The following is a 25,409-nucleotide window of genomic DNA, read 5'->3' as shown; positions in this document are numbered from 1 at the left end:
CGAGAGGGCGCTGTCAGTACCAGGCATCGGGCAAGGTTTCTTTGCGCCTTGCCACAAATGCCTCCAGTTCTTCGCGTTTGGCCTCTTCGATAGGTGGTGCTTCGTAGTCTTTCAGCATTTGGATCCAACGCTCATAAGCGCGTCTGCGCATGTCCTTAGCGCCCTCATCCTCCCAGCTTTCGACATTCTCGCTGTGGCTCAATGCCGGCTCATAAAAAGCATCCTGATAGTGGCGCATTGTGTGACCGCACCCTAAGAAATGGCCGCCTGGTCCGACCTCTTGGTAAGCGTCTCGTGCCAACGCTTCGTTCGAAGTATCCAGCCCCTGTCCCAGCACCTTTTGGTACGAGCCGAGACGGTCTGCATCCATGATCAGCTTTTCAAATCCCGTACAAAGCCCACCCTCTAGCCAGCCTGCTGAATGCAACACGAAATTCGCCCCAGCCAACATCGTCGAATGCATTGAATCAGCGCTTTCATAGGCGGCCTGTGCGTCTTCAATTTTGGAAGCCGTCAATGAGCCTCCGCAACGCAGCGGTAGGCCTGCGCGGCGCGCCAATTGACCGATAGCGTAATTCGAGACGACAGGTTCAGGCATACCAAAGGTCGGCGCCCCGGACTTCAGCGACATAGAGGACAGAAAGTTCCCCAGCACAAATGGCGCGCCCGGACGGATAAGCTGAACGTATGCACAGACCATCATTGCTTCGGCCATGGCCTGCGCAACCGAGGCCGCTGTCGACACCGGCCCCATCGCGCCGGACAAAATAAACGGCACAACGATCATGCCTTGCCCTCGGCTGCTGTAGACCCGTGCAGCTTCAGTCACGACCTTGTCCACCAAAAGCGGAGAGTTCGTGTTCACGTTACCCATTATGACGCAGTTTTCCGCCATCACATCTGCGCCAAATACGATCTCGGCCATGTCTACGCTGTCTTGTGCGCGGCTCATTTCAGTGATCGCCCCTAGGTGGGGTTTGTCGCTGAGGGTCATATGGGCCAACAACATGTCCAAATGGCGTTTGCTGACCGGAACGTCACAGGGTTCGCAGGTAACAAAACCGCCGTGATGCAGGTTCGGGTGCAGATAAGTCAGGCGCACAAGGTCTTGAAACGCCTGGATGTCGCCATAGCGTCGCCCGCCTTCCAAATCGCGCACAAAAGGCGCACCGTAGATGGGGGCAAATACTTGATTACGCCCACCGATCCTGACTGATCGATCCCGGTTGCGCGCAAGTTGCGTGAATTCACGCGGAGCTTTGGCGCAAAGGTTTCGGATCCAATCAGCCGGGGCACGGACAATATCACCGTCAATCGTTGCCCCTTCGCGTTTCCAAAGCTCTAACGCCTCGGGATCGTCTCGGAATGCAATGCCAACGTCCTGCAGAATCCAATCCACCTGATTTTCAAGACGGACGACCTGTTCTTCATCAAGCAAGTCGAAAAAAGGAACCTGGCGTTGAATAAAGGGTGAGGCCGGCGCCGCAGCGGTCGTGCTCTGCCGTGTTCTTGATGCCCGTGCGCGTCGTGCCATTGAAAACCTCACCGTGTTGCGTCGCGCGATTAATACCGTGGAAACGTTGTCCTGTGACGGTTGAAAATAGTGATGTTTTGCATAATCTGAAATTATGCAACGACTCTGGTCCCTACTCTCATCACCCCGCCATTTGGTAGTTTTCGAAGCTGCGGCTCGTACGGAATCTTTCACCAAAGCCGCAGACGAATTGAACGTTCAGCAACCCGCCGTTAGTGCCTCGATCAAACAGCTCGAAACGTCTTTGGGTGTCGTTTTATTCCAACGCAGCCATCGCAAGATCACTTTGACCAATGCTGGCACGCGCCTTTTTTCCGATGTCACTCGGGCATTTGAACAGCTATCTCATTCCGCTGACTCAATCCGGCAATTTGCGAGCAACGATCACGTTACACTCAGCGCGTCATCGGCTTTTAACAATTACTGGCTGGTTCCTCGGATTGCATCTTTCCAGCAAAATCATCCAGATATCGACCTGCGCCTGCAATCTAGTGACCGTGAGCCTGACTTGAATGTCGAAACCATCAGCCTTGCCGTACGGTTGGGCGATGGAGATTGGCCCGATTGCGAGGGACAGTTGATCGCGGATGAAGTGATTTACCCTGTCGCAGCCCCGCGCGTCATGGCGGCCGCGGTGACCCTCAGAAGCGTTCCCAGCCTATTGAACCAACGCCTGATTCATCTTGAAGAACCGATCCGAGAACGCCCCACATGGGAGCAATGGTTCCGTTCGTTCGGGATTACAGAGGTTACGCCACGCACTGGCCTGCGACTGAACGATTACGCACTGGTTCTGCAGGCCGCGATGGCCGGCGAAGGATTTGCATTCGGCTGGAACCACATCGTAACACCCTTGGTGCAGCAGGGCATGCTGGCTGCGCGGCAGGACTGGGCTTGGAAGACAGGAAAGGGGTTTTATCTTGTCTGGTCCAAATCGCGCCCGTTGACGCCCGAAGCCCAGATCGTCCGTGATTGGATTTTGTCTTGCCGGTAACTTGATTGACAGAACAGCAATAAATTCCTTCCCCACGAACCAAAAAAAGGCGACCGGGTTTCGATCGCCTTTTTGAACTTATTCTGCCGCAATGGCGCGTTCGCTGTCGGCAAAGGTTTGTATGGGCGACCAACTCAGGTCTCCGTCATAGCGCCAAGCCAACTTGCCCTGATCGTCCATTGCAATCAGATGCAGCCATCCGTTGTCAAACAGTGCGCGCACTTCAGGATGGCGTGAAAGGATATCTGACATCGCCTCGCGTGGGGCTTCGATGATCACCGACAAACGCAAAGGATCGTGCTGCAAACGCTCACCGTCATGCACGGACTGCCAAGGAAGTCCCGGACGCGGCGCGCCGTTATTTCCTTCCAGCACTCCAAATCCGCCGACCACGTTGTGCAGCAGTTTGTTGCCGCCTCCGAACAGTTGTCGCGCGACGGTCGAACCATAATATTGCAAGCTGATCCAACTTACGACTACGACGGGCGCGGTCATGATCAGTTCCAGCACTCCGAAATCACCATCCTTGCGCCAGTCGTAATTGTGCAAGAAGGCCTGCCCTGCCAAATCCGCTCCATCGGTGCGTTGTCGCGGAGCCGCGATAAACGCTCGGCACCCGGCAAGTCCCCATTCCGGGCGGGTTTCGGCCCAATCGTACGCACGCCGCTGAATATCGGTCGCCTTGTTTGCGCGTGGCAGACGCGCAGAACGTTCGGCTCGGGCAAGCTGCCCAGCAGCATCCAGCCAAGTATTCAACTGCTTCACGTCACGCGCCCAACCATCCAGCGGCAAGTTTTGCTCGAACAGACTGACCCTGTCGGTTGTGGTGTAGTGCATCGCAGGCAGAAACAAAGTGTCTTCGGGGATGTTGATTCCCTGTTCTCGCAGCCCCAAACGGACTTCGGAATCGTTCAACAGCCCGGCCAGTAGTCGCGCATTGACGTCGCCTGCGTGACCGCCGCAAGCACCGCAATGCAACGCGCTTTCATGCGGGTTGTTGGTTACATCCGCGCCGTGCCCGACCAGCAGCACAATCCGGGCAAAGTTATCTGTCAGCGACATTGCTGACAGAACGGTTTTGGCCATACCAACGCGTGTTTCCAGATCGAGGCTTGGGTCCAATTGTGGTGCAGGCTCGGTTTTACCTTTTCCACCAAGTCCCAACGCATCACGCATCAGTTTCCCGGCATACAGGGGCCCGGTCGCTTCGACAAAGGCAAAGGAAGACACGGCGGCCAGCTTGAACCGACCCCAAGCCCGCTTGGCCCGCGCGGTGTAACGACGCATTAGATCAGCTTTCTCAGGCTCTGCGGCATGCGAACATACACCTGGCTGCAGCAGCACCGGTCCACGCTGTTCAACCACGTCCGATCCAGCAGATTTATGGGCACTGGCGAGACCAAAGAATCCGGCAAAACCCAACGTTTCGATTCCACTATCCTGCGCTTCGAATGCGCGACGAAACACTTCTGAGCGCACGTCGATACAGAACGCCGCCTGCACCCGCGGGCGACCTTCGGTGGTCCGCGCGACACCCGGCAGCAACCGTTCGGCCAGCTTGCGCTGTTGCGCCCGCTCGGCGGCCTCTTGCAACACCGCGTCGATGACGAAATCAGTCGTGGGTGTAACCGGCGTTTCATGCGCGGCGACAACCTCAGCCCATTTTTCAGCGATCTGGTCTTCGTAAAGGTCAAACAGGGCCTCATCGAACACCATTCGCAGAGCTAACAACTCAGTCACGGTGTTGTCCTGTTTGCCGTTCAGCTCAGCATCCCACAACAAATAACGCGCGTATTGCGCCCACCCGCCCATGGTGCTCAGCCAGCGGTGATAGGCAGTAGCCGCCGCATCGGTGCTCAGACCCAGCCGCTCCGAGGACCGACCAATTGCACGCCAATGCGAACGGTTGGTCGCCGCCACAAACGCGCCAAAACCTTTCAGCCCGTGAATTTCCGGTGTCAGATCGCGGGTGGCAAAGTCACGCCATGCACTGAACGCGCCGCCGGTGCGGGCTTGCTGCCAAAGCGCCTGACCCTGATCAAAATGGCTGGCCGCCCAAACGCCTATGCGGTCTTCGATCAAACCCGGCCAGTCGGTGCCCGAGATATCGGCCGCCAGTTCGGCCACAGTGGGCAGTGCGTTGGGGGTTTCTGAAGGCTGGCGCACCGCAGTCATGATATCTTCCAGGCTTGGTACGATGAACTGGCCTTTGATCGTGGACAGCGCTTCCAGAATATCGGTTTCGGTGACCTCACCAGCATCCAACTTCCCGGCCCAATGCGACCGCTCGGGTGTGATCCGCGTGCCGGCGACCCGTGCCAGGCGGGCCGAGGTGACGGCCAGCGACTCATCCACCTGACCAAGAAACGGGTTGACCGCAACATTGGCTGAAAGCGGAAACAGCGGCGGGATCGCCTTAGCTGCTGTTTTGGCCTCAGTAACCAGTTCCAGCAAAGGGGCGGGATAAGATTCGAGTTTGGCAAACATGGGATATGCTCCTTCTCAGGCTGCGGACCGCTTGGACCAACCGTCCAGCAGCTTGTCGAAAATCGCGTTGGCATAGAGGCCGTTTGACAGGTGCACCCGCAGGCCCGCAGCCGCAGGGTGTGGTGCCCAAAGAGGGAAGGTAGCCTGCGCCACGGCCACAAGACCAAAGCTAAGCAAGGCCAGCACGATAAGCGCCCATTCAAGCGGCCCCGGCGCAGGGGTGGCGGGCAATGTGCCAGCAGTCAGGTACAGGGCGATGACCTGCAGCGCAAAGTAGCTGACCGAAGTCACCAACGCGTAAACCACAGTACGTTGTGTCAACTGACGCGGCGCGGCATCCGCAAAACCCTGCGCCAGCAGGTAGGCAACGCCGAAGATCAGGATGACACCCAATGCAATGGCCTGAACCGACTTGCCATCAAAGCCCAGAACGGTGCCAACCAGAGCGTAAATCACGATCGCCGTACCAAAGGCTCGCAGAACATTGCTAGCACTGGGCACTGCAATCGGGCCCGGCCGGTTAATGGCTGCAACGTTCCGAACCGCTTCACCCGCGCTGAGGAACGCGTGCGCCTTATAGAGCGAATGCGCCACAATATGCAGCAACGCCAACGGAAACAGCGCAAGGCCGCACTGCATCACCATAAAGGCCATCTGCGCAATCGTGGACCAAGCAAGAGAGGTCTTCACCGCAGGTTGCGTCAGCATTACCAAACCGCCGAACAGCGCTGTAAATCCCCCAAGTATAACCAAAAGGGCCATCACTCCGGGCGCGGCCAACATCACATCGGCAAAGCGGATCAGAAGAAAGCCACCGGCGTTGATAACGCCTGCATGCAATAGGGCCGAAACCGGGGTTGGTGCCTCCATCACTTCAGTCAGCCAGCCATGCACTGGGAATTGCGCTGATGCCAGTACAGCTGCGGCAGCGATCAGTAAGGCTGCCAAAACGGTCATCCAGTTTGCCTGTACCGTTGTCAGGATCGTGTGGATATCTGTGGTTCCAGATGCAGTGACCAGAAGAACTACAGCAGCGGCCAACATGCCTTCGCTCAACCGGGCCACAAGCGCTTTCTTGCGGGCAGCGCGTTGTGCTGTGGCACGTTCCGGGTAGAACAACAAAAGTTTGTGCAGGGCAAGACTGGTGGTCGTCCAAGCAAACAACAGCTGGATCAGGTTGCCCGACATCACCAACAGAAGGACCGAGGCCAACGCTAGCAGCATCCATTTTGTGAACATGCCCTGCCGTGCTTCGCCGTCCATAAAGGTGGCCGAATAGCGTAAAACGATCCAACCAATGAAACTGACCAACGCCATCATAACGGCGCTGACCGCATCCAGCCTGACAGACAGTCCTGCGCCAAAAAGACCGATCAGGGCCGAGGTCCCCGGCCCGTTAATCATTAGCATCACCGCTGCCCAGACCGAGATCAAAAATGTGGCTAGACCCGCCAGTTCGGCCAGTTTCGGCACGCGACCAGGACGCAATCCCGGATGACGCCCTGCATGGATCGCGGTGGCAATCAGAATAAGCGGGCTTAGCAGCGGTAGGTAGAGATAAAGCATCGTGACAATCCCTTAGTCATGGGTTTGGGACAGTCAAATAGGACAGAAATTATTCCATTAAAAATTCATTGTTATGAGGTTTTAGTTCTATTAAATAGAACGATATGCCACTGAACTATCATCACCTGCGGTATTTCTGGGCTGTTGCCCATGACGGCAACCTGACCCGAACAGCGCAGCGACTGAATCTGTCGCAATCGGCTTTATCGGTTCAGATCAAGCAACTGGAAGAACGGCTGGGGCATGATCTATTTGAACGCCGTGGGCGACAGCTTTTTCTAACCGAAGCAGGACGCATTGCATTGGACCATGCCGATGCAATTTTCTCGACAGGGCAAGAGCTTGTCGCCACGTTGACCGAGACGGTTCAATCCCGCAAAGCCCTGCGGGTCGGAGCTCTGGCGACATTGTCGCGCAACTTTCAGATTGGATTTTTACGCCCCATTCTATCGCGCATGGATGTCGAAGTGATTTTGCGCTCTGGCAGTCCGACTGAATTGATGGAGGGGCTTGAAACACTGAACCTGGACTTGGTCCTGATGAACCGCCCCCCACCAAATGACAGCTTGACGCCATTTGAAACCCATCAGATCGCGGAACAACCAGTAAGCATAGTCGGCACCCCTGCCCGACTTGATCCTGAACGACCAATCAAAGAACTGCTGCAAACTCAGCCCTTCATCCTGCCAACCACAGACAACAGCGTGCGCACTGCATTTGACGCCATGGCCAGCCGCATGTCCGAGCACCCACAGGTCGCTGCGGAAGTCGATGACATGGCAATGATGCGCCTTTTAGCGCGCGAAGATATTGGGCTTGCACTTGTGGCCCCTATCGTCGTGACGGACGAGCTGACCTCGGGCCGATTGGTTGAAGCGAAAGAGCACCCACGCATCAAGGAAAGCTTTTACGCAGTCACCTTACGTCGTCGCTTTCCCAATCCGTTGGTGCAGGAACTGTTATCACAGGACACAGATTCCGCATTTATGACCTGATCGAACTAGTTGAGCCTCAAAACGCAGACGCGAGTATGCATCGCAAGGTTCCGCAGGGCGCTGCCCTGAAATCTGCGGGGTGTCCAGTCCTTCGGTCGGCATAGACGCACCGGCGCTAGTCGTCCCATAGCGCTTGTTCAACCAAAAACCGCATTGAGTTCGGTCGAAGCGACCGCCACCCAGGCGTTTAAGCATGACCACAATTCAGCAAAAACATTGATTTTACTGAATATGTCCCCGTATCATTGCCAAAAGTCATTAAGAAAATGGGGGCGTGGATGGACAGCTCTATTTCTGATGAGGCGTTGGCCCGGCTTCCGTTCTGGGTCACTCCGCCGGGTGAAACCGATGGTTTTCTAATCACAGTCGGCATACTTTTGGTACTTGTGCTGCTGGGCTTCGGGGCGCTGTATTTCACGGTTCAGGCAATTCCCGACCGGATGGCCGCCGGAGCGCACAAGGTACAAATGCAGTTGGTAGGTGTATTGGGGTTGATCTCGCTGTTCACCCTGAACAATGCGTTCTGGGTCGCCGCAATTCTGATTGCCGCGGTTCCCTTGCACGAAGTCTTCCCTCTGCATGGTGAGGCCGAGAAGTCAGATGCTTGAGCTTATCTTCTCAGCCCTGATCACAATCGTACCGGACTACCTGTATCGCCGCTACAAACAGGGCAAGCGTTGGGGCCACGAAATCACGCTTTTCAACATCTGGTACGAGTTGCGCTGGGGTTTGACCGCCTGCGCAATTTTGGCCGTGGCGTTGATTACGGTCATATTCTATTTTCACCCATCTACACGCAACGTGTCCGCCGCCTTTCGTACTGTTACGATTTTGTCCGACCGAGGTGGTCGGGTGGCCGAGGTCTATGTAAGCAACAATGAACCCGTCACGGCGGGACAAGCCATCTTCAGGCTGGACACTACACGTCAAGAGGCCGCAGCCGAAACCGCCCGAAGACGCATCGAAGAGATCGAAGCCTCTCTCGGAGTTATAGCCACGGATGTTGCTGCTGCTCAGGCCCAGGTCGACGCGGCCGAAGCGGATTTGCGTCAAGCCACAGATGATTTGGAACGCCGCCAATCGCTGGCTCAGCGCAATGATGCAACCGTCAGCGAACAAGAACTTGAGCGTTTACAAACGGCGGTCTCTCTCACCGATGGTCGGCGCGCCGCCGCAATCGCGGCTCTCGATGGGGTCAAACTACGTCAAAGCACCTTGCTGCCAGCCCAACGCGAAAGCGCGCGTGCCATCCTGCTGGAAGCAGAAGCCGAAATCGACAAGTCCACTGTCTTTGCCGAAGTCGATGGCACCGTGATACAGTTTCTTCTGAAACCGGGTGACATCGTGAACCCGATATTACGCCCTGCTGGTATTCTGGTACCCGATGTTACGGGCCAAGGACGCTTCGTAGCAGCGTTCGGACAAATCTCGGTAAGTGTTCTGAAACCCGGAATGCTGGTGGAAATCACCTGCCCCGCCAAACCCCTGGTTATTATCCCAATGGTAGTTGATGAAGTACAAGAGGCCATTGCGGCCGGACAATTCCGACCCGGCGATGCGGTGGTTGATCAACAGGATCGCGCGCGCCCCGGCACCGTGACAGCTTTCCTTATGCCGGTCTTTCCGGCGCACTTGGAATACATCCCACCAGGCAGCGCCTGCGTCGGGGTCGCCTATACAAACCGCGCGCAAGAAATCGAGAACGGAGAAATTACAGGGTTCTCTGCCTTTGTCGCGCGGATCGTCGATGGAATGGGAATCGCAAACGCCATTGTTCTAAGGGCGCAGGCCATCCTGCTACCAGTCAAGACGTTGGTGTTTAACTAACGAGTGGTCCGACACCAAATCAGATAGAATACAGGCCGGTTCGAAACTGTCGAACCGGCCTAAAAAGGTTTAGAAGTGTGCCGACTTTGTGTTTTCCGGCGTTACGGGCGGAGCAAACTTGGTCAGGTCGATGCCGTCAACCGCCGCCTTATATTCTTCGATCTTCGGCGTACGGCCCAGGATCGCCGAAAGCACAACAACCGGGGTCGATGCTAGCAGGGATTCACCTTTCTTATCAGGCGCGTCCGCCACAACACGGCCTTGGAACAGACGGGTCGAAGTGGCCAGAACCGTGTCGCCTTTTGCGGCTTTTTCCTGGTTACCCATGCAGAGGTTACAGCCCGGACGTTCCAGATACAGAATGTTTTCGTACTCGGTGCGCGCCTTTTGCTTCGGGAAAAGATCGTCGAATTCGAAGCCCGAGTATTTCTCGAGAACTTCCCAATCGCCCTCTTCTTTCAATTCATCGATGATGTTGTAGGTCGGAGCCGCAACCACCAACGGCGCCTTGAACTCGACCTTACCGGTTTCCTTTTCCAGGTTTTTCAACATCTGGGCGACGATCTTGATGTCGCCCTTGTGCACCATGCACGAGCCGACAAAGCCCAGATCCACATGCTTTTCGGCATTGTAGTACGAGATCGGGCGGATCGTGTCGTGGGTGTAACGCTTGGAGATATCAGCGTTGTTGACATCCGGGTCGGCGATCATCGGTTCAACGATCTGGTCCAGATCAACGACAACCTCAGCAAAGTACTTCGCGTTGTCATCCGGGGTCAGCGCGGGCTTTTCACCCGACTTGATCTCGGCAATACGCGCATCGGCGATGTTGATCAGCTTTTGCAGCATGCCGTTCTCATGCTCCATGCCTTTGTCGATCATGATCTGGATGCGCGACTTGGCCAGTTCCAGCGAACCGATCAAGGTCTCGTCATTCGAGATACAGACTGAAGCCTTGGCCTTCATCTCGGCGGTCCAGTCGGTGAAGGTGAATGCCTGGTCCGCCAGCAGCGTACCGATATGCACTTCGATCACGCGGCCCTGGAACACGTTGTCGCCGTGTTGCTCCAGCATCTGCGCCTGCGTGGCGTGCACCACGTCGCGGAAATCCATGTGCTCGGCCATCTGCCCCTTAAAGGTCACCTTGACCGATTCCGGGATCGGCATCGAGGCTTCTCCGGTGGCCAGCGCCAGCGCAACGGTGCCCGAGTCGGCCCCAAAGGCCACGCCTTTGGACATCCGGGTGTGGCTGTCGCCGCCGATGATGACCGACCAGTCATCCACGGTGATGTCGTTCAGCACCTTATGGATCACGTCGGTCATCGAATGATAGACACCTTTCGGGTCACGACCGGTGACAAGGCCGAAGTCGTTCATGAACTTCATCAGACGCGGCGTGTTGGCTTGTGCCTTAGCATCCCAGACCGATGCGGTGTGGCAGCCCGATTGATAGGCGCCATCAACGATTGGTGACACAACCGTTGCCGCCATCGCCTCAAGCTCTTGCATGGTCATCAGGCCGGTGGTGTCCTGCGACCCGACGATGTTCACTTTCACACGCACGTCCGAACCGGCGTGCAGTGTCTTGCCCGGAGTTGTACCCACAGCGTTTTTGTTGAAGATCTTCTCAACTGCAGTCAAACCTTGGCCTTCGTGGCTCACTTCTTTCGAAGGTGCGAAAACCAAAGGTGCTTCGACGCCCAAAACCTCGGCAGCAAGTGTTTGTAGTTTCTTTCCGAAGACAATGGCGTAGGAACCGCCAGCCTTCATGAATTCGACCTTCTGCGGCGTGAACGACGAGGATACATCGACCAGTTCGTCGCCGTCTTCGCTCAGCAGCTTGTGCTTTTTGGTGTTGATCTTCAGAACCGTGCCGGTAGCGACCGAATACTTCTCTTCAAGGACGGGGTTGCCGTCATTGTTCAGGATGGCATTGCCGTCTTCGTCCACCTTCTTGACCCAGTTCTTCAGGTCGAGGCCGATACCGCCAGTCACACCCACGGTAGTCAGAAAGATCGGCGATATACCATTGGTACCTGCTACGATCGGAGCGAAATTGACAAACGGAACATACGGGCTGGCCTGCTTACCAGTCCACAGCGCGACGTTGTTCACGCCGGACATACGGGACGAGCCGACACCCATGGTGCCTTTTTCGGCGATCAGCATCACGCGCTTGTTTGGGTGTTGGATCTTCAGATCCTGGATTTCCTGTTGCGCCTTCTCTGAAATCAGACACTTGCCGTGCAGTTCCCGGTCGGCACGAGAATGCGCCTGATTGCCCGGCGACAGCAAGTCGGTTGAGATGTCACCCTCGGCAGCAACGTAGGTTACGATCTCAATCTCTTCGTCGATCTCCGGCAGCTTGGTAAAGAACTCTGCCTTGGCGTAGCTTTCCAGAATGTCCTTCGCGACTGCGCTGCCAGCTTCATAAGCTGCCTTCAGGCGATCGGTGTCAGCATCATAGAGGAAGACCTGGGATTTCAGAACCTCAGCCGCCTGTTCAGCGATCGCTGCGTCATCACCCAACGCTAAGTCCAGCAGAACTTCGACCGAAGGACCACCCTTCATGTGAGACAGCAACTCGAATGCAAAGGGGATCGAGATCTCCTGGACCACGGCATCGCCGAGAACGATTTCTTTCAGGAACTTTGCCTTTTCACCTGCGGCGCTGGTTGTACCTGGCAGCGTGTTATAGATGAAGAAATTCAGCGACTCGTCACGATGTTCGTTCCCTGAATCCTTGATCTGGGCGACGATCTCTTTCACAAGAGCACCATCGTCGATAGGCTTGGGGTGCAACCCTTGTTCTTTACGGGTTTCGATCTCGCTGAGGTAATCTGTATAGAGGCTCATGGCTGTTCCGGCTATCCGCTTTTGATGACGTTTCACGCCGGTTCGGCGGCAGTCTGACCAGCCCCGACGCTCATTTGTATGCGGCGGTATACTAATTCCGGGAAAGTTTCAATAGACCATCTGCGCGCACCCGCTCAGCGTTTCTCAATTCCCGATATGGAGTATGCTGGGTAGATCACAGCTACCCTGTTTGCCGACTGCCTCGCAGAGTCGACATGAAACTATGCGCCTCTTCTGCTCGGAGATCAGAGGCGCACGCGAGTTCTTCTTAGCTTTTCATGCGCCCCCAATAGGCGCCGGTCAGTCTGAGCCGAATTCAGTCTTGAACTCTTCGAAGTCGATCTGCAATCCGTTCAACATAGTCGACCAATGACGCGTAAGGGCAGCCTGAGCGACTGCTTCCTTGATCTCGTCCTCTGTTGCGCCGGCTGCAAGGGCTGCTTGCGTGTCGGCAAACACACAGTAGTGACAGGGTATTTGTGCGCCAACAGCAATGTTGATCAATGACTTCACCTTCGGAGACAAAGCCGTCTGATCGCTCAGCTCTAAATCACGAGTCAGCATCCAAGCCCCTTGGATGCCGTGTTCAGGGTATTCCTTCATGAAGGTTGGAACGAACCCAAAGGTTTGCTCGATCTCCGCATAGGTCGCTTCAGCAGCATTGTCTTGCGCTGGTGCCGCGACAGGAAAAACCGCCAACGCAATCAGTGCGGTCAGAGTGTGCAATTTCATATCGTATCTCCTTTGAAGAACCGCCGAGCGGCCAGGTATTGATCTCAGCGAAAGATCATCGCGAAACTGCAGCTGTCGGCGCACCGGGCCCGATCGGAGACAATACCCCGCTCCGGCGTCGTGTTGCGTAACACTGCTGACGCGCTACCGCTCGCCTCGATCTCGCCCTCAACTCATGCTGGGGTTGTGGCACTGCGCGAAGTGGCAGAACTGTCAATTCATTGCTGGAAACGTCACAGTCATTTGGTGTGGCGTTGAGGCTTTACTTTAGCTGCCCGGCGGGCATGTGGCCCACCCATTGTCACGCTCGATTTTTGGTTCTGTACTCGCCCGGGGACATCCCAACCGTTTTGGAAAAGAGCCGACGAAAGGAAGCTGGATCAGCGTATCCGACCATCTCGGCAACAGAGTCGACAACTTCGGTGGTGGTGGTGAGAAACTGTTTCGCGCGTTCAATGCGCACGGATTGCACATATTTCACGCATGACATGCCAAGCGCAGATTTAAAGCGTCTTTCGAAAGTTCGGTTGGGCAAACCGGTCCTTTGCCGTGCCAGCGTCAGAATGTCCGACATGTAGTAGTTTTTGATCACCACTTTCTGTGCTTGGCGAATCTTGTAGTCGGAATGATGGTTTAGCGCTTCGAATGCCATATCTGGAAAAGCAGAACCCAACGACCAATCGACCATGTGCAGCCGAGCCAAATGTGTCGCGGTTTGCATCCCTAGCAATCGGAATACCAGGTACAGCGACAAATCGATCCAAAGCGCGCCTCCCCCCGACGTGATCAAGCGCTGGCCCGGCCCAGCAACAACCAGTGACCTGCTGGTTTCCAGCTGCGACTGCGGGAAACTGTGCCGCATTTCGTCGAAAGCATCACGATTGGTGGTGTATTTCTGCCCATCCAACAATCCGCTTCGTGCCAGATAGCGCACTCCGGTACAGGCGGCGGCGATAATGGCATGGTCGGAAAACTGATCTTGCAGCCACGACACACAGGTATCGGAAACAGGCGGCCGGTCGGATGGTGCAGCAATTGCGGGAATGAAAACCGCATCGACGGCGCCCACTGATGCCAGATCACAATCGACATCAACACGATGCCCGGATACGGCTTTAACTGCTGCGCCGTCTTCGCTGACGATCATTGCCTCAATACGCGGTCTGTCCTGAACGCGGCAGCTGTTAGCGGTCTGAAACATTTCAATCGCCCCATATAAGGGGCCAGCATGAACGCCGGGCGCGGCAAGACATGCAATTCTGAACGCACGTTTTTTGTTGTTGATCATGGTGCGGTCGCTTTCCGTTTTGGTGAACTATCATCTGTTTAGTTTCAAAAAACAGCGTGAACAGAAACTCTTAGTCTTTGATGCGATTTTCAGGGGTATCGAGAAAGCTTCGCGCGGTCGCGATGAGCCGCTGGCGCAACGTATTGTCGAGGTGTATGATCCTCATCGCTTCACTGGCGAAACGGTAGGTTTCAAGATCTGCCCGGATCAGCGCACGTTTGTCGATCAGCCGTTTCAATGGGTTATCTGCTTCGCACGGGGCTTTGGCGCATTCAAAGTCGTCCACCGAACTCGGCTCGACAGCAAATGCATTTGTCGTTGCAATTGCGAATTCAATCAGAATGGATGGGTCAAGAAGCAAATCCCCGTCAAATACCATAACGTCGGTCTTGGCGGCTTGCAGTCCCAAAAGCAAGGAATGGCTGTTGCCAAACAGCCTGCAATTCGGATTCACGGCGAGCTCTATCGCGACGTCGGTGTGCAATGCCTTGATCCGTGCTTGCAAGGCGTCGGACTTAAATCCGGTGACAACCACGGCGTTGCGGATACCCTATCGTCTCTACTGCTCGTGCCGATTGCGTTTGTTTTGGGCAATCCATTCGGAATTCCGATATCTGAAATTTTGATACTGAGTACGTTTGGCTTGGCCTTCGCTATCGCCTCAGTCACTTTGGCTGACGGAGCGTAGCGCGTATCATCAGGCCAGACTACGCTCTTGCGCGCTTAAAGTTCCTATGGCACCGCTTTTGGCGTTTTTGGTTCTCTCTGAAGTTCTACTTATTCGCACCATCGCAGGTGGTGCGCTGGTTCTCATCGCGGGGCTGCTTGCCGCAAATGATCAGAAACCCGGACCTTGTCATGTGCAAGTGAGGCGAGAGAGCAAACTTCACACGAAACAACATGGAGATTTTTGGCTGAATAAATTGGCGGAATACAAGGCGAAGCCGGGTGGACTTGTTCCCGTGTGGACCATTGAGGTTCAGACATTGCCGGAAGATACGGATCATGTTCTGGATGAGAACACAAAAGTTCATCCATTGAGCTTTGGTCGGTATCAACGCAATGCGAGCATATCGGCAATTGGGAAAGAAACTGCACAGCCCGAGCCCGGTTCGACAACAACAACGCACGTGGAAGGGTTTGAGGCGGGCGCGACTGAAACCTACCCGATGGTCGAATTGAAGATATCCGTTGAGTGGGATCTGGATACCTTATCAACCGTAATGGATGCCATCATCTACGCACATCACTACGAAGAACCCTTGATATTCGTCAACTAGGCGAAATAGTTCGCGACACATCCTGCACAAGAACAATTTACAGAGCCACTACTTGTAACGAAAACGATCGTTCTCTATCATAAAGCAATGCCTCGAATGCGAACATATGACCCCGACGAAGCGCTTGATGCGGCGATGCGATTGTTCTGGAAACGAGGGTTTTCCGAAGCGTCCTACGACGAGTTGACTTCGGTGACCGGGGTCAGCCGAAAGGGTTTGTACACAACGTTTGGAGACAAGCGGTCGCTCTTTTTGAAATGCCTTCAACGCTACCGCCAGACACAGGCGGTTTCGTGCATGGATCAATTGGACCAGCCAAACGCAAACGCTGATGCGATCTCGGGTTTGTTCACTCAGATCGCAGCGTCCGCCAAGACACCACAAGGCCGAATGGGTTGCTTGATGGCAAACACGGCCAACGATGAAACGGCCAACGACCCGGATGTCCGGGAACAAATCAACCTGCACTTTCGCCGGACCAGAGAGCGTTTTCTGGTTGTTTTGACACGTTCCGGTTTTGACCGAAAATCTGCGTCTTCCGTTTCGGATTATCTGACGGGTTTGTTGCAAGGTCTTTTCGTCCTCGCGCACGCGGACGCAGAGCAAGAGATGATTGATGGATACGTTCAAGTTGGTCTTCGGGCGATACACTCATGAGAAGGTTTGGGGCGATCAATCAAGGATCGGTTCTTGGCTGTGTAATGACGGTGCAATCATATTTTCGCGACCGGCGGCTCTTTTGCTTCGTCATTGGCCGCGCGTTGCTTCATTGTTCTGCAACCGTCAGGAGTTTCGGTGCTTTACGCTCGGCCCTCAAACGACGACGCATGAGCAGACAACCAATGTATCCACGAAACTGACAACCGCAGACCCAACAAAACCCCATGCTAGACTCGAGAATCCGTCCCCTGATCGACCCGACGCTCAACGCGGTCGGGCGCAGCCTCGCCGCTCGTGGCGCGTCGGCCGATATGGTAACGCTCTTGGGATTGGGCCTCGGGCTGTTGGCCGCGATTGCCGTTGTGATCGATTGGCTTTGGCTTGCCACTGTGCTGATCATTCTGTCCCGAGTTGCGGATGGTTTGGACGGTGCAATCGCCCGCGCCAATCAGAAAACGGATTTCGGCGGATACCTCGATATCACCTGCGATTTCCTGTTTTATGGAATGATCCCATTGGCTTTTGTTTGGGCCGATTCCGAGTCAAACGCCGCGGCCGGGGCGTGGCTGCTTGCAAGCTTTTATTTCAACGGCGCAACTTTTCTGGGGTTCGCAATTCTGGCAGAAAAGCGCGGCCTGCAATCTCAAAAACACGGCTCAAAGTCGCTGTACTTCACGGGTGGCCTTTTGGAGGGCTCCGAAACCATCGCCTTTTTTGTCGCGATTTGCCTGTGGCCCGCGTGGTTCGCACCGATGGCTTGGGTATTCGGAGGAGTGTGTTTCATCACCGCTGCTTCGCGCATCATGCTGGCCAGACAGGTTTTCAGTCACACCGAAAGTAAGGAAGCACCATGAAACACATCATTGCAGCCGCACTCGCTGCGCTGGCAGGTACAGCCTGGGCCGGCCCAGACCCGGCCAACTGGATCGCTGTCACGGAAGAAGCCAAAGGCCAAACAGTGTATTGGAATGCTTGGGGCGGATCGACGACCACAAATGACTTCATCGCTTGGGTCGGCTCTCGGGTAAAGGAGGACTACGGCGTAGCGCTTGAACACGTTAAGCTAACCGATACCGCCGATGCCGTGAGCCGCGTGATCGCTGAGAAATCGGCGGGCAAGGATTCCGAAGGTGCGGTTGACCTGATTTGGATCAACGGCGCCAATTTCAGTGCGATGAAAGAGGCTAACCTGCTGTTTGGAGCGTTTGCCGAGGATCTGCCGAATTGGCGCTTTGTTGATGTTGACGGGAAAACGGTGACGACGGATTTCACTGTTCCAACCGATGGTTTCGAAAGCCCTTGGGCAATGGCGCAGGTCGTGTTCATCTATGACAGCGAGGTATTGCCGTCACCGCCTAAATCCGCCGAAGCCATTCGCGATTGGGTGGCTGAAAATCCGGGTCGGTTTACCTTTCCGCAGCCGCCGGATTTTCTGGGCACAACGTTCCTCAAACAGATGCTGATCGAACTGGTCGAGGATCCTTCAGTTCTGGAAATGCCGGTCGACGAAAACTATGCCGACGTGACCGATCCATTGTGGAACTGGCTGCAAGAGATAACGCCAAATCTATGGCGGTCTGGTCGGGCCTATCCGCAAACCGGACCCAGCCAGTTACAGTTGATCAACGATGGTGAGGTTGACATGGCAATCAGCTTTTCACCGGGCGAAGCAACCGCGGCCATCGCAAACCAGCAATTGCCGGAAAGCGCACGCACCTTTGTTCTGGACGGGGGAACCCTTGGGAACGCCAGCTTTGTTGCAATTCCGTACAACGCAACAGCCAAAGCCGGAGCCATGGTTGTTGCCAACTTTCTGATCAGCCCCGAGGCACAGCTGCACGCGCAGCGCCCTGAGATTTTGGGCTACGGCACAGTGCTGGACATGGATGCGTTACCCGAACAAGATCGCGCTGCTTTCGATGCTCTCGAACTGGGCGTTGCAACGCTGTCGCCAGCCGAACTGGGCCAGGTTCTGCCTGAACCGCACCCAAGCTGGATGACCCAGATCGAAGCAGACTGGGTCGAGCGATACGGTGTTGGCAACTAAGATCAAACCCGGCGTCGGCTGGGCTCTGGCACCAACGCTGACAATCGCAGTGCTGCTGGGGCCAATCGGTGCTGGACTACTGGGCACAATTGTTCCGGCTTTTGGCGGAATGCGTCTTGATGGTCAGAGTTCTCTCTCTTTCGATCCATGGCTGCGGATGTGGGCAGAACCGGGATTATTGAAGGCCATCTGGCTTTCATTCAAAACCGGTATCCTGTCGACCTTCATCGCCTTGGTCGTCTGCTTTTTGTTGATTGCGGGCTGGAACGGAACGCGGGTCTTCACCAGGGCGGAACACCTGCTTTCCCCGCTGCTGTCGGTGCCACATGCGGCTGCTGCGCTTGGCCTGGCATTCCTGATTTCCCCGTCGGGTTGGATTGCGCGTTTGGCGTCGCCTTGGTTCACCGGATGGACCCGTCCGCCCGACATTCTGATTATCCAAGACCCCGGTGGCTGGTCCTTGATTGCCGGGCTGACAATCAAGGAGTTGCCCTTTTTATTGCTAATGTCGCTTGCCGCTTTGCCGCAGATCAAATCTGCCGAGCGGATGAAGGTGACGCAGGCGCTTGGCTACGGCAGGGTCAGGGGATGGTTCTTGGCCGTGATGCCATCGCTTTACACCCAAATACGCCTGCCGATTTATGCTGTCCTTGCCTACGCAATGTCGAACGTTGATGTGGCCATGGTCGTTGGCCCGTCCCGTCCCCCACCTTTGTCGATGCTTATTCTGCGTTGGATGACGGACCCCGATTTGACACTGCGGGCTCCAGCGGCGGCTGCGGCACTGGTTCAACTGGGCTTGGTGGCAGGTGCAATCATGATCTGGCGCGGCGGCGAGAAGGTCGTTGCAGCCCTGATCAATCGGGCCGTTGATAGTGGTGAGCGTGGCGCGGGACTGCGCGAACATGTGCTGCGGGCACTCGGGCTCGCTGTCTCTGGCTTGGCCAGCCTTGCGGTCTTTGCTGGCTTGTTTAACCAGTTGATCTGGTCCTTTGCAGGGCGCTGGCGATTTCCCGAAGCGATGCCGCAGGATTTTAACCTGACAACGTGGATGCGGCATGGTCCAAAAGCGGCAGACGTCACGCTGCTGACGCTTGGGCTCGCGTTTGCTACAGCGTTCATCGCTCTAATTCTGGTGATCGGGTGCCTTGAAGCCGAAAACAGGCGCGGTCGCGGGATGAATTCAACCGGGCTGTTAATCCTGTATCTGCCGTTGATCCTGCCGCAAATAGCGTTCTTGCCGGGGTTGCAGATTTTGATGATCCAGATCGGTGCAGCCCAAGGGGCCGCACCAGTTGTGCTGACCCACCTGGTGTTTGTATTGCCCTATGTATTTCTTGCCCTTGCCGGTCCGTTTCGAGCCCTGGACAATCGCTATGCTACAGTCGCGGCAGCAATGGGCTTCGGCGCGACAGGTATTCTTTGGCGTATTCGTTTGCCGATGCTGCTGGCACCGATATTGACTGCGTTGGCCGTTGGGATGTCCGTATCGGTCGGTCAATACCTGGCAACGCTTCTTTCATCAGGCGGGCGGATAAACACGCTGACGACAGAGGCATTGGCATTGTTTTCCGGCGGCGATCGCCGAGCCATCGGGGTTTGGACCCTTATGCTGGCCATGACGGCGTGGTTGCCTTTTGCACTTGCGCTGTTCATCCCAAGACTCGCATTTCGTAACAGAGGTGGATTGCGGCGTGGCTGACACGGGGTTGGTTCTGGAACACATGACGATCAGCCATGCGGATGGTCGCCCCCTGACGCGCTTGTCTGCGTCAATCGCTCCCGGCAAGGTACTGAGCCTGATGGGCCCTTCGGGTGTTGGAAAGTCAACAATTCTGGCGGCGATCACCGGAACGCTTCCACCTGCTTTTCGGCTGGACGGCACAATCTACCTAAACGGGCGCGTGTTGAACGACGTGCCGCCACAACAACGCAGGGTGGGCATACTTTTTCAGGACCACCTGTTGTTCCCGCATTTGTCCGTCGGGCAAAACGTCGGGTTTGGATTGCCGCGCGGCACCGCCAACCGGCAAGACAAAATCGAAGCGGCCCTATCGGAAATCGGTTTGGAGACATCTGCCGAACGCGACCCGGCCACTCTGTCCGGGGGGCAACGGGCGCGCGTCGCCCTGATGCGGATGCTTTTGGCAGAACCAGACGCGTTGCTGTTGGATGAACCCTTTTCACGGCTGGATGTCAGTTTGCGCACCAGAATGCGCGCGCTTGTATTCGAACGCGCCCGCGCCGCCCAGTTGCCTGTTCTGTTGGTTACGCACGATGCCGCAGATGCCGAAGCAGCACAGGGCGAGGTGATTGAATTGTCAGCCCCGCAGAACTTCTGACGCTAAACAACGGAACGTGGGTTGGGCCGAGACCTTTTGCTACTCGACCTTTCCCAGCCTTGGCCTCCGGTTCAAGGGAGCCATTTCTGAACAAGCCCAACAACCCTTTTGACAACAACGCTTTCGAATAGCCGGGGTGAAAAGTACGCGCCAGCGACCCGTTTGTTCAGTTCTGCAATCGTCGGATATGGCGCGACCATCGCTGCTATCTGACCCATTTTCAGTTTGTTTGCCAATGCAAGCGACCAAGTGGCAATCAACTCACCGGCCTGATGCCCAACAATTGTCGCCCCAACCGGACGCCCCTTTACAACCATTACCTTGATGAAACCACGGGTCTGACGGGTGGCGATTGCGCGGTCGTTGTGACCATAGTCAAACCGCGCAATCTCTAGCTTGGCACCGTATTGCTCGCGCGCCTCGGCCTCGGTGAGCCCGACCTGCGACAATTCCGGATCTGAGTAAGTCGCCCGCGGGATGTGATCGTTCCGTGCCTTCGACGGCAATCCAAACAAAGCAGAACGGATGATGACGCCTGCATGGTATCCCGCCAGATGCGTGAACTGCCCTTGCCCCGCCACATCACCGATCGCGTAGACACGGGAATTCGAGGTCCGCAACGAGGCATCCACGCGGATACCCTGAGGGGTGGTTTCAATCCCGGCCTTCGACAACGCAAGATTCGCGATGTTTGGGGTGCGCCCCACGGCAACCAAAAGATGCGAGCCGCGGATCTCTTCACCATCGCGGGTTCTGACGACGATTTCGCCGCCGTCCTGCCGCACTTCATCGGCAAAAGTGTTCTCCAGAAATTCGATGCCTTCACCCTTCAGCGCCTCAATGACGACGTTGGCTGCCTCTGGATCGTCCCGACCCAGTGCCTTGCCGGCCTCGATCACTGTAACCTCGGAGCCTAAACGCCGGTGCGCCTGCGCCATTTCAGTACCAATTGGGCCACCACCGATAACGACCAAGTGGCTGGGTTGCTCGCGCAACTCCCACAGTGTCTCATTGGTCAGGTAGTCGACATCTGCCAATCCTTTGATGGGTGGCACAAAGGGGTGAGAGCCTGTGGCTATCACAATGCGGCGCGCCGTGATGCGGTATTCGCCCGCTTCGACTTCACGATCCGAGACGAACCGCCCCATCTCGCGCACGACGCGTACGCCAAACCCTTCAAAGCGCTCTTGACTGTCCATGGGAGCAATGGCGTCGATCACGCTTTTCACGTGATCCTTCGCGCCCGCGTAATCCACGTCGGGCATGTTTGCGCCCACGCCATAAGGGGCTGCATGGGCCTGGGCATGCGCCATATGACCACTGGCCAACAGCGCCTTGGACGGAACACACCCATAGTTCAAACAGTCGCCACCCATCTTGTGGCCCTCCAGCAAGATCACATCCGCGCCCATCTGGCTGGCACCTGCGGCAACCGACAAGCCCCCTGACCCTGCCCCGATGACAAGGAGATCACATTTCAAACGTTGCATTGACTAAACCTCCGCGCGGCCACGAACCGCCTTAACGACAATTGGAAGAACGGCGAGAACACACAGCCCCAGAATGGGTCCGATGACATGCGGCTCCCACAACAGGCTCAGGTCCGGGCTTTCGCCGCGGTCAAAGACTTCCCCCAGCCCTACGCCGATCCAGGTAAAGACTATCGCGCCGGGAATGATGCCCACGGCCGTGGTCCAAAGGAAATTCACAGGTTTCACGCCAACCAATGCAGGCAACAGATTGGCCACAAAGAAGGGCACAGCCGGAACCAGACGTAGAAGCAGCAGCACCTCAATCTCGTTGTTTCGCAGCGACTTGCGAAGGCGTTGAATCCGTCCTTCTGCCGCATCCATTTTTGCTGCCAAAGTGGCCCCCAGCCCCCATCGCGCCGCCAAGAAGATGCAGAACGCCCCAATGGTGGCCGCGGTCACGTTAAAGACCGTTCCGGCACCAAGCCCGAACAGGAATCCGCCTGTGACAGATGCCACCGCCGCACCCGGAAGGGAGAAGGTCACGATTGCGATGTAGATGCAGATAAAGGCTGCGACCAATCCAAGATAGTTTTGGTCACGGAACGCGATCAGCGCCTCGCGGTTGTCGCGCAGAGCTTCAAAAGAAAGGATTTCTGACAGCGTGAACGCGCCCAAAATCGCCACCGTGACGATTGCGATGAGAGGGAGGTGACGCAATCGGGAATTGCGCTCGGGTTTTGAGGTCTCGGTCATGGTTTCTGGTCCTTGTTCCTTCGGCTTTCGTTCAATTGATGCGCAGCTGCGCTATCGGCAGATGACAGAGCGTTGTGAAAGGTCAGGTTGTTGATCGGGAAACGACGCTGCTTCGAGATCGGAGTTGGGATGAGACGATGCCTGTCATCCCTGCTGTGAGGTTGTCCCTGCGCCTGTAAGCGCAGGGTTTGAAGCCAGAGCTATTGCGCCCGCCTCTTTCCAAGGCCCACATACTCTTACCGTCAGCGGGCCTTGGGTTAGTACGAGCGTCCCTGTCCTGAGCACGTTTGGCGCCTTTCGGACCTGTTCACTCGGTCAAGCAAACGTGCTTGAGTTGGATTACAGCGTCCGAGCCGCGCCCGTAGCGTTTGCTCTGCCACGTTCCCACAGGCGCCACGCAACCCAAAGGTTGATCAGCACAAACAAGGGAACACCGATCATTGGCGCGATTGACATCGGGTAGGTGTAAACGGCCCGCGCGTCCGGCAGGGCGTCAAAGACCTGCAACGGACCAGGCAGGCCAAGTTGCAGCAGGATTGGTGCGGACGGAACGATCACCAGGGCACCGATCAGATTCCAAATCATGAAACCTTTTTCAGACATCTGGCCGCGACCCACCTTCATGGCGACCCAAATTGCCGATAGTCCGAACAACAGATCCGGCACACCGACCAGCACCTCGAAGTACACTGGGAATTCACCGATATGCGTCTTATATGCCGTTCCAAGTGCTGCGATGCGAAGCGCGTGAAACCATGCAAACCACTGAAGCGGGGTGCAATCGACGATTTCGCGGAGCCCTTGCCGGACGCTGCTGAACAGGAGAACCGGCAGTACGCACGCGGTTACCGTGATCAACTGCAGCCAAAACCCCGGGTAGAGCGCAAGCACGGCCTCGCTGGTGTAGACGCCCTTGGCACCCAACACACTGGTCAGCACGGCATAGGCTGCAATCCAGACGATGAACCACTTCACAGCGGAAAACTCCGCGCTTCGGTTGGTCATACCCATAAAGCGGTACGCTAGTAATAGTGGAAAGCCGATCTCTACGGCTACAAGAAACGGTGTCATTGACAACTGCACGTTGGTCTCCTTGATTTGCACTTGTTCGAATGGCTTGGCAACGTTTGGAAACCGGCGGTATCGCCAAACCCGATTCCGCGTGTTTTGGCATCGGCCATAAGCACAACTTTGTCAGATTCAAACTTTAACGATCCGGTCATTTGTCGTCGTCCCAGTTCAAGGTGATCCTAGCCATTCACCTTTTCATATTGATCGTTATGAAATGTATATCGCCTTACGAGTCAAGCGAACTGACATCCATCCTCTCGAACCTGTGAACAAAGCAATTCAACTGAATATGCTGAAAAACCGATCTGACAAACTCGACTTAATCAGATGAATGCGGGCAAAATGCCCATGGGTGACTGCTCGTTCTTACGCATATATCACAGTCACAGAACGCGCTATCTATTTGCAAAATATAGTTTTCTAAACCAGCATCGCCAGAGACAGAGCTTACTCAAAAACCGCTACCGCACAGGCGTGTTCGAAACCAAAACGCAAAATCAGCCGAAACAGTTACATGAAACAAATTACGGCATTCGTAACATTTCATGTCGGGTTGCGTCGAAATCTCAACTCAAAAGCTAAGGTTGGTTCAAACGGGTTTGGTCCCGACCAACAAGATCGCGCAGAAACTGCATCACTTTGCGAATGCCTGTGTGGTGCAAATGGTCCTCGTGCGCGGTTAGCCAAATGTCACGGGTAACACAGGTATCTTCCTGTAGCACCGGTATCAGATCCGGGGCGTGATGCGCCACGAAACTTGGAAGCATGCAAATGCCCGCATCCGCCTGGGTCGATGTAAACTGCGCGATTAGACTGCTGGATTTAAACGGCCCTTCGGGAACGCGACACACCTCTCCCAGCCACCTCACGGCGTCGATTTGAACAAGATCGTCCACGTAATCAATCAGGATGTGATCCTTAAGATCCTCGATCTTGGATGGATGACCATATTCTTTCAGGTAACGTTTTGACGCGTAAAGAAAAAGCGAGAATTGACCGATCTTTTCGATCTTCAGACGCCGGCCTTTTGGGGGCGGAAAGCTGATCAAGATGTCTGCTTCTCGCCGCGACAGGCTGACCCAACTCGCTGCCGTTACGAGCTCTAAGCGGATATCCGGATTCTGCAGCGCAAACTGCGATAAAAGCGGCGCCAGATAGAGGCTTCCAATCGCTTCCATTGTCGCGATCCTTACGGTGCTCACAACGCCATGAACACCTTCTTCGCTTCCCTGTCCGATCTGCTGAGCGATGCCTTCCATCTGCTCAACCTTTTCCAGAAGGCGAACACCGTTTTCGGTTAGATGGTATCCTGTTCCGGACCGATCGAACAGCTTGGTGCTTAGCGAGTCTTCAAGTTCGCGAATGCGGCGGCCAACAGTGGAATGGTCAACCCCCAGACGACGCGAAGCACCTGCAAGGCTCTTCTGGCGACAGACCTCAATGAAGAAAACAAGGTCATTCCAATTGAATGATACTCGTTTTTTTATCGGAGAGGTCATTTCATC

The 25,409-nt window shown here is 55.6% G+C and carries 21 protein-coding genes; 10 read left to right on the top strand and 11 right to left on the bottom strand.

Features of this window, described 5'->3' with window-relative positions; all coding sequences use genetic code 11:
- Positions 1-13: 13 nt before the first annotated feature.
- Positions 14-1,534, bottom strand: coding sequence for a trimethylamine methyltransferase family protein (locus ACR0L3_RS09825; protein ID WP_480745539.1), 1,521 nt, complete (start codon positions 1,532-1,534; stop codon positions 14-16).
- A 94-nt stretch (positions 1,535-1,628) separates the two neighbouring features.
- On the opposite strand from ACR0L3_RS09825, the gene ACR0L3_RS09820 reads away from it, so the two are divergent.
- The gene (locus tag ACR0L3_RS09820) at positions 1,629-2,528 is read left to right on the top strand and encodes a LysR substrate-binding domain-containing protein (RefSeq protein WP_480745538.1); all 900 of its coding nucleotides are present in this window, start codon (positions 1,629-1,631) and stop codon (positions 2,526-2,528) included.
- A gap of 78 nt (positions 2,529-2,606) precedes the next feature.
- On the opposite strand, the gene ACR0L3_RS09815 is transcribed toward ACR0L3_RS09820, so the two are convergent.
- A complete protein-coding gene (locus ACR0L3_RS09815; RefSeq protein ID WP_480745537.1) occupies positions 2,607-5,015 on the bottom strand; it encodes a YbcC family protein in 2,409 nt (802 codons plus the stop codon).
- A gap of 15 nt (positions 5,016-5,030) precedes the next feature.
- Positions 5,031-6,581, bottom strand: a complete 1,551-nt coding sequence (locus ACR0L3_RS09810; protein WP_480745536.1) for a proton-conducting transporter transmembrane domain-containing protein — start codon at positions 6,579-6,581, stop codon at positions 5,031-5,033.
- A 104-nt stretch (positions 6,582-6,685) separates the two neighbouring features.
- Between ACR0L3_RS09810 and ACR0L3_RS09805 the strand changes: the two genes are divergently transcribed.
- From ACR0L3_RS09805 to ACR0L3_RS09795, 3 genes are all read left to right on the top strand, one after another.
- The gene (locus ACR0L3_RS09805; protein WP_480745535.1) at positions 6,686-7,576 is read left to right on the top strand and encodes a LysR family transcriptional regulator; all 891 of its coding nucleotides are present in this window, start codon (positions 6,686-6,688) and stop codon (positions 7,574-7,576) included.
- Between the two features lie 278 nt (positions 7,577-7,854).
- On the top strand, positions 7,855-8,184 hold the full coding sequence (locus tag ACR0L3_RS09800; protein WP_480745534.1) for a hypothetical protein: 330 nt from the start codon (positions 7,855-7,857) through the stop codon (positions 8,182-8,184).
- Positions 8,177-9,403, top strand: a complete 1,227-nt coding sequence (locus ACR0L3_RS09795; RefSeq protein WP_480745533.1) for an HlyD family secretion protein — start codon at positions 8,177-8,179, stop codon at positions 9,401-9,403. The genes ACR0L3_RS09800 and ACR0L3_RS09795 overlap by 8 nt, the downstream gene beginning before the upstream one ends.
- Positions 9,404-9,472: 69 nt before the next feature.
- Here the strand turns inward: ACR0L3_RS09795 and ACR0L3_RS09790 are convergent, their stop codons facing one another.
- The 4 genes from ACR0L3_RS09790 to ACR0L3_RS09775 all read right to left on the bottom strand — a co-directional run bounded on the left by ACR0L3_RS09790 (position 9,473) and on the right by ACR0L3_RS09775 (position 14,814).
- Complete coding sequence (locus tag ACR0L3_RS09790; RefSeq protein ID WP_480745532.1) at positions 9,473-12,259, bottom strand: bifunctional aconitate hydratase 2/2-methylisocitrate dehydratase; 2,787 nt, start codon at positions 12,257-12,259, stop codon at positions 9,473-9,475.
- 300 nt (positions 12,260-12,559) lie between these two features.
- Positions 12,560-12,991 carry a carboxymuconolactone decarboxylase family protein gene (locus ACR0L3_RS09785; RefSeq protein ID WP_480745531.1) on the bottom strand — a complete coding sequence of 144 codons (432 nt, stop codon included), beginning with the start codon at positions 12,989-12,991 and terminating at the stop codon, positions 12,560-12,562.
- Positions 12,992-13,292: 301 nt separating this feature from the next.
- A complete protein-coding gene (locus ACR0L3_RS09780) occupies positions 13,293-14,192 on the bottom strand; it encodes a GlxA family transcriptional regulator (protein WP_480745530.1) in 900 nt (299 codons plus the stop codon).
- 157 nt (positions 14,193-14,349) lie between these two features.
- Complete coding sequence (locus ACR0L3_RS09775) at positions 14,350-14,814, bottom strand: hypothetical protein (protein ID WP_480745529.1); 465 nt, start codon at positions 14,812-14,814, stop codon at positions 14,350-14,352.
- 199 nt (positions 14,815-15,013) lie between these two features.
- Here ACR0L3_RS09775 and ACR0L3_RS09770 point away from each other — a divergent pair, with 199 nt between their 5' ends.
- The 6 genes from ACR0L3_RS09770 (at position 15,014) to ACR0L3_RS09745 (ending at position 20,608) form a co-directional block, all read left to right on the top strand.
- Positions 15,014-15,559 (top strand): hypothetical protein, encoded by a 546-nt coding sequence (locus ACR0L3_RS09770; protein WP_480745528.1) that lies wholly within the window; start codon positions 15,014-15,016, stop codon positions 15,557-15,559.
- 96 nt (positions 15,560-15,655) lie between these two features.
- Positions 15,656-16,216: a TetR/AcrR family transcriptional regulator gene (locus ACR0L3_RS09765; protein WP_480745527.1), complete on the top strand. Its 561-nt coding sequence runs from the start codon at positions 15,656-15,658 to the stop codon at positions 16,214-16,216.
- Between the two features lie 227 nt (positions 16,217-16,443).
- On the top strand, positions 16,444-17,073 hold the full coding sequence (locus ACR0L3_RS09760) for a CDP-alcohol phosphatidyltransferase family protein (RefSeq protein ID WP_480745526.1): 630 nt from the start codon (positions 16,444-16,446) through the stop codon (positions 17,071-17,073).
- Positions 17,070-18,266 carry an ABC transporter substrate-binding protein gene (locus ACR0L3_RS09755; protein WP_480745525.1) on the top strand — a complete coding sequence of 399 codons (1,197 nt, stop codon included), beginning with the start codon at positions 17,070-17,072 and terminating at the stop codon, positions 18,264-18,266. Before ACR0L3_RS09760 ends, ACR0L3_RS09755 begins: the two co-directional genes overlap by 4 nt.
- Positions 18,256-19,968, top strand: coding sequence for an ABC transporter permease (locus tag ACR0L3_RS09750; protein WP_480745524.1), 1,713 nt, complete (start codon positions 18,256-18,258; stop codon positions 19,966-19,968). Before ACR0L3_RS09755 ends, ACR0L3_RS09750 begins: the two co-directional genes overlap by 11 nt.
- A 22-nt stretch (positions 19,969-19,990) precedes the next feature.
- Positions 19,991-20,608 (top strand): ATP-binding cassette domain-containing protein, encoded by a 618-nt coding sequence (locus ACR0L3_RS09745; protein ID WP_480745769.1) that lies wholly within the window; start codon positions 19,991-19,993, stop codon positions 20,606-20,608.
- 71 nt (positions 20,609-20,679) lie between these two features.
- Here ACR0L3_RS09745 and ACR0L3_RS09740 read toward each other — a convergent pair whose 3' ends face one another.
- The 4 genes from ACR0L3_RS09740 to ACR0L3_RS09725 form a co-directional block, all read right to left on the bottom strand.
- Positions 20,680-22,098: a dihydrolipoyl dehydrogenase family protein gene (locus ACR0L3_RS09740; RefSeq protein ID WP_480745523.1), complete on the bottom strand. Its 1,419-nt coding sequence runs from the start codon at positions 22,096-22,098 to the stop codon at positions 20,680-20,682.
- Between the two features lie 3 nt (positions 22,099-22,101).
- On the bottom strand, positions 22,102-22,833 hold the full coding sequence (locus tag ACR0L3_RS09735) for a TVP38/TMEM64 family protein (protein WP_480745522.1): 732 nt from the start codon (positions 22,831-22,833) through the stop codon (positions 22,102-22,104).
- Between the two features lie 339 nt (positions 22,834-23,172).
- The gene (locus ACR0L3_RS09730) at positions 23,173-23,916 is read right to left on the bottom strand and encodes a hypothetical protein (RefSeq protein WP_480745521.1); all 744 of its coding nucleotides are present in this window, start codon (positions 23,914-23,916) and stop codon (positions 23,173-23,175) included.
- A 566-nt stretch (positions 23,917-24,482) separates the two neighbouring features.
- Entirely contained in the window at positions 24,483-25,403 is a 921-nt protein-coding gene (locus tag ACR0L3_RS09725; protein ID WP_480745520.1) for a LysR family transcriptional regulator, read from the bottom strand.
- Positions 25,404-25,409: the final 6 nt, after the last annotated feature.

Source organism: Ruegeria sp. CK1 (assembly GCF_056536545.1).
The sequence above is the reverse complement of the archived record's forward strand: the minus strand, read 5'-3'. Positions and strand labels throughout refer to the sequence as shown.

Bases quoted from the DNA above. Each gene is read 5' to 3' on its own strand.
- ACR0L3_RS09755 (WP_480745525.1), top strand. From the start codon at position 17,070: ATGAAACACATCATTGCAGCCGCACTCGCTGCGCTGGCAGGTACAGCC.
- ACR0L3_RS09725 (WP_480745520.1), bottom strand. From the start codon at position 25,403: ATGACCTCTCCGATAAAAAAACGAGTATCATTCAATTGGAATGACCTT.
- ACR0L3_RS09810 (WP_480745536.1), bottom strand. From the start codon at position 6,581: ATGCTTTATCTCTACCTACCGCTGCTAAGCCCGCTTATTCTGATTGCC.
- ACR0L3_RS09745 (WP_480745769.1), top strand. From the start codon at position 19,991: ATGACGATCAGCCATGCGGATGGTCGCCCCCTGACGCGCTTGTCTGCG.
- ACR0L3_RS09780 (WP_480745530.1), bottom strand. From the start codon at position 14,192: ATGTTTCAGACCGCTAACAGCTGCCGCGTTCAGGACAGACCGCGTATT.
- ACR0L3_RS09760 (WP_480745526.1), top strand. From the start codon at position 16,444: ATGCTAGACTCGAGAATCCGTCCCCTGATCGACCCGACGCTCAACGCG.
- ACR0L3_RS09770 (WP_480745528.1), top strand. From the start codon at position 15,014: ATGGCACCGCTTTTGGCGTTTTTGGTTCTCTCTGAAGTTCTACTTATT.
- ACR0L3_RS09765 (WP_480745527.1), top strand. From the start codon at position 15,656: ATGCGAACATATGACCCCGACGAAGCGCTTGATGCGGCGATGCGATTG.
- ACR0L3_RS09740 (WP_480745523.1), bottom strand. From the start codon at position 22,098: ATGCAACGTTTGAAATGTGATCTCCTTGTCATCGGGGCAGGGTCAGGG.
- ACR0L3_RS09790 (WP_480745532.1), bottom strand. From the start codon at position 12,259: ATGAGCCTCTATACAGATTACCTCAGCGAGATCGAAACCCGTAAAGAA.
- ACR0L3_RS09800 (WP_480745534.1), top strand. From the start codon at position 7,855: ATGGACAGCTCTATTTCTGATGAGGCGTTGGCCCGGCTTCCGTTCTGG.
- ACR0L3_RS09820 (WP_480745538.1), top strand. From the start codon at position 1,629: ATGCAACGACTCTGGTCCCTACTCTCATCACCCCGCCATTTGGTAGTT.
- ACR0L3_RS09795 (WP_480745533.1), top strand. From the start codon at position 8,177: ATGCTTGAGCTTATCTTCTCAGCCCTGATCACAATCGTACCGGACTAC.
- ACR0L3_RS09805 (WP_480745535.1), top strand. From the start codon at position 6,686: ATGCCACTGAACTATCATCACCTGCGGTATTTCTGGGCTGTTGCCCAT.
- ACR0L3_RS09815 (WP_480745537.1), bottom strand. From the start codon at position 5,015: ATGTTTGCCAAACTCGAATCTTATCCCGCCCCTTTGCTGGAACTGGTT.
- ACR0L3_RS09825 (WP_480745539.1), bottom strand. From the start codon at position 1,534: ATGGCACGACGCGCACGGGCATCAAGAACACGGCAGAGCACGACCGCT.
- ACR0L3_RS09735 (WP_480745522.1), bottom strand. From the start codon at position 22,833: ATGACCGAGACCTCAAAACCCGAGCGCAATTCCCGATTGCGTCACCTC.
- ACR0L3_RS09785 (WP_480745531.1), bottom strand. From the start codon at position 12,991: ATGAAATTGCACACTCTGACCGCACTGATTGCGTTGGCGGTTTTTCCT.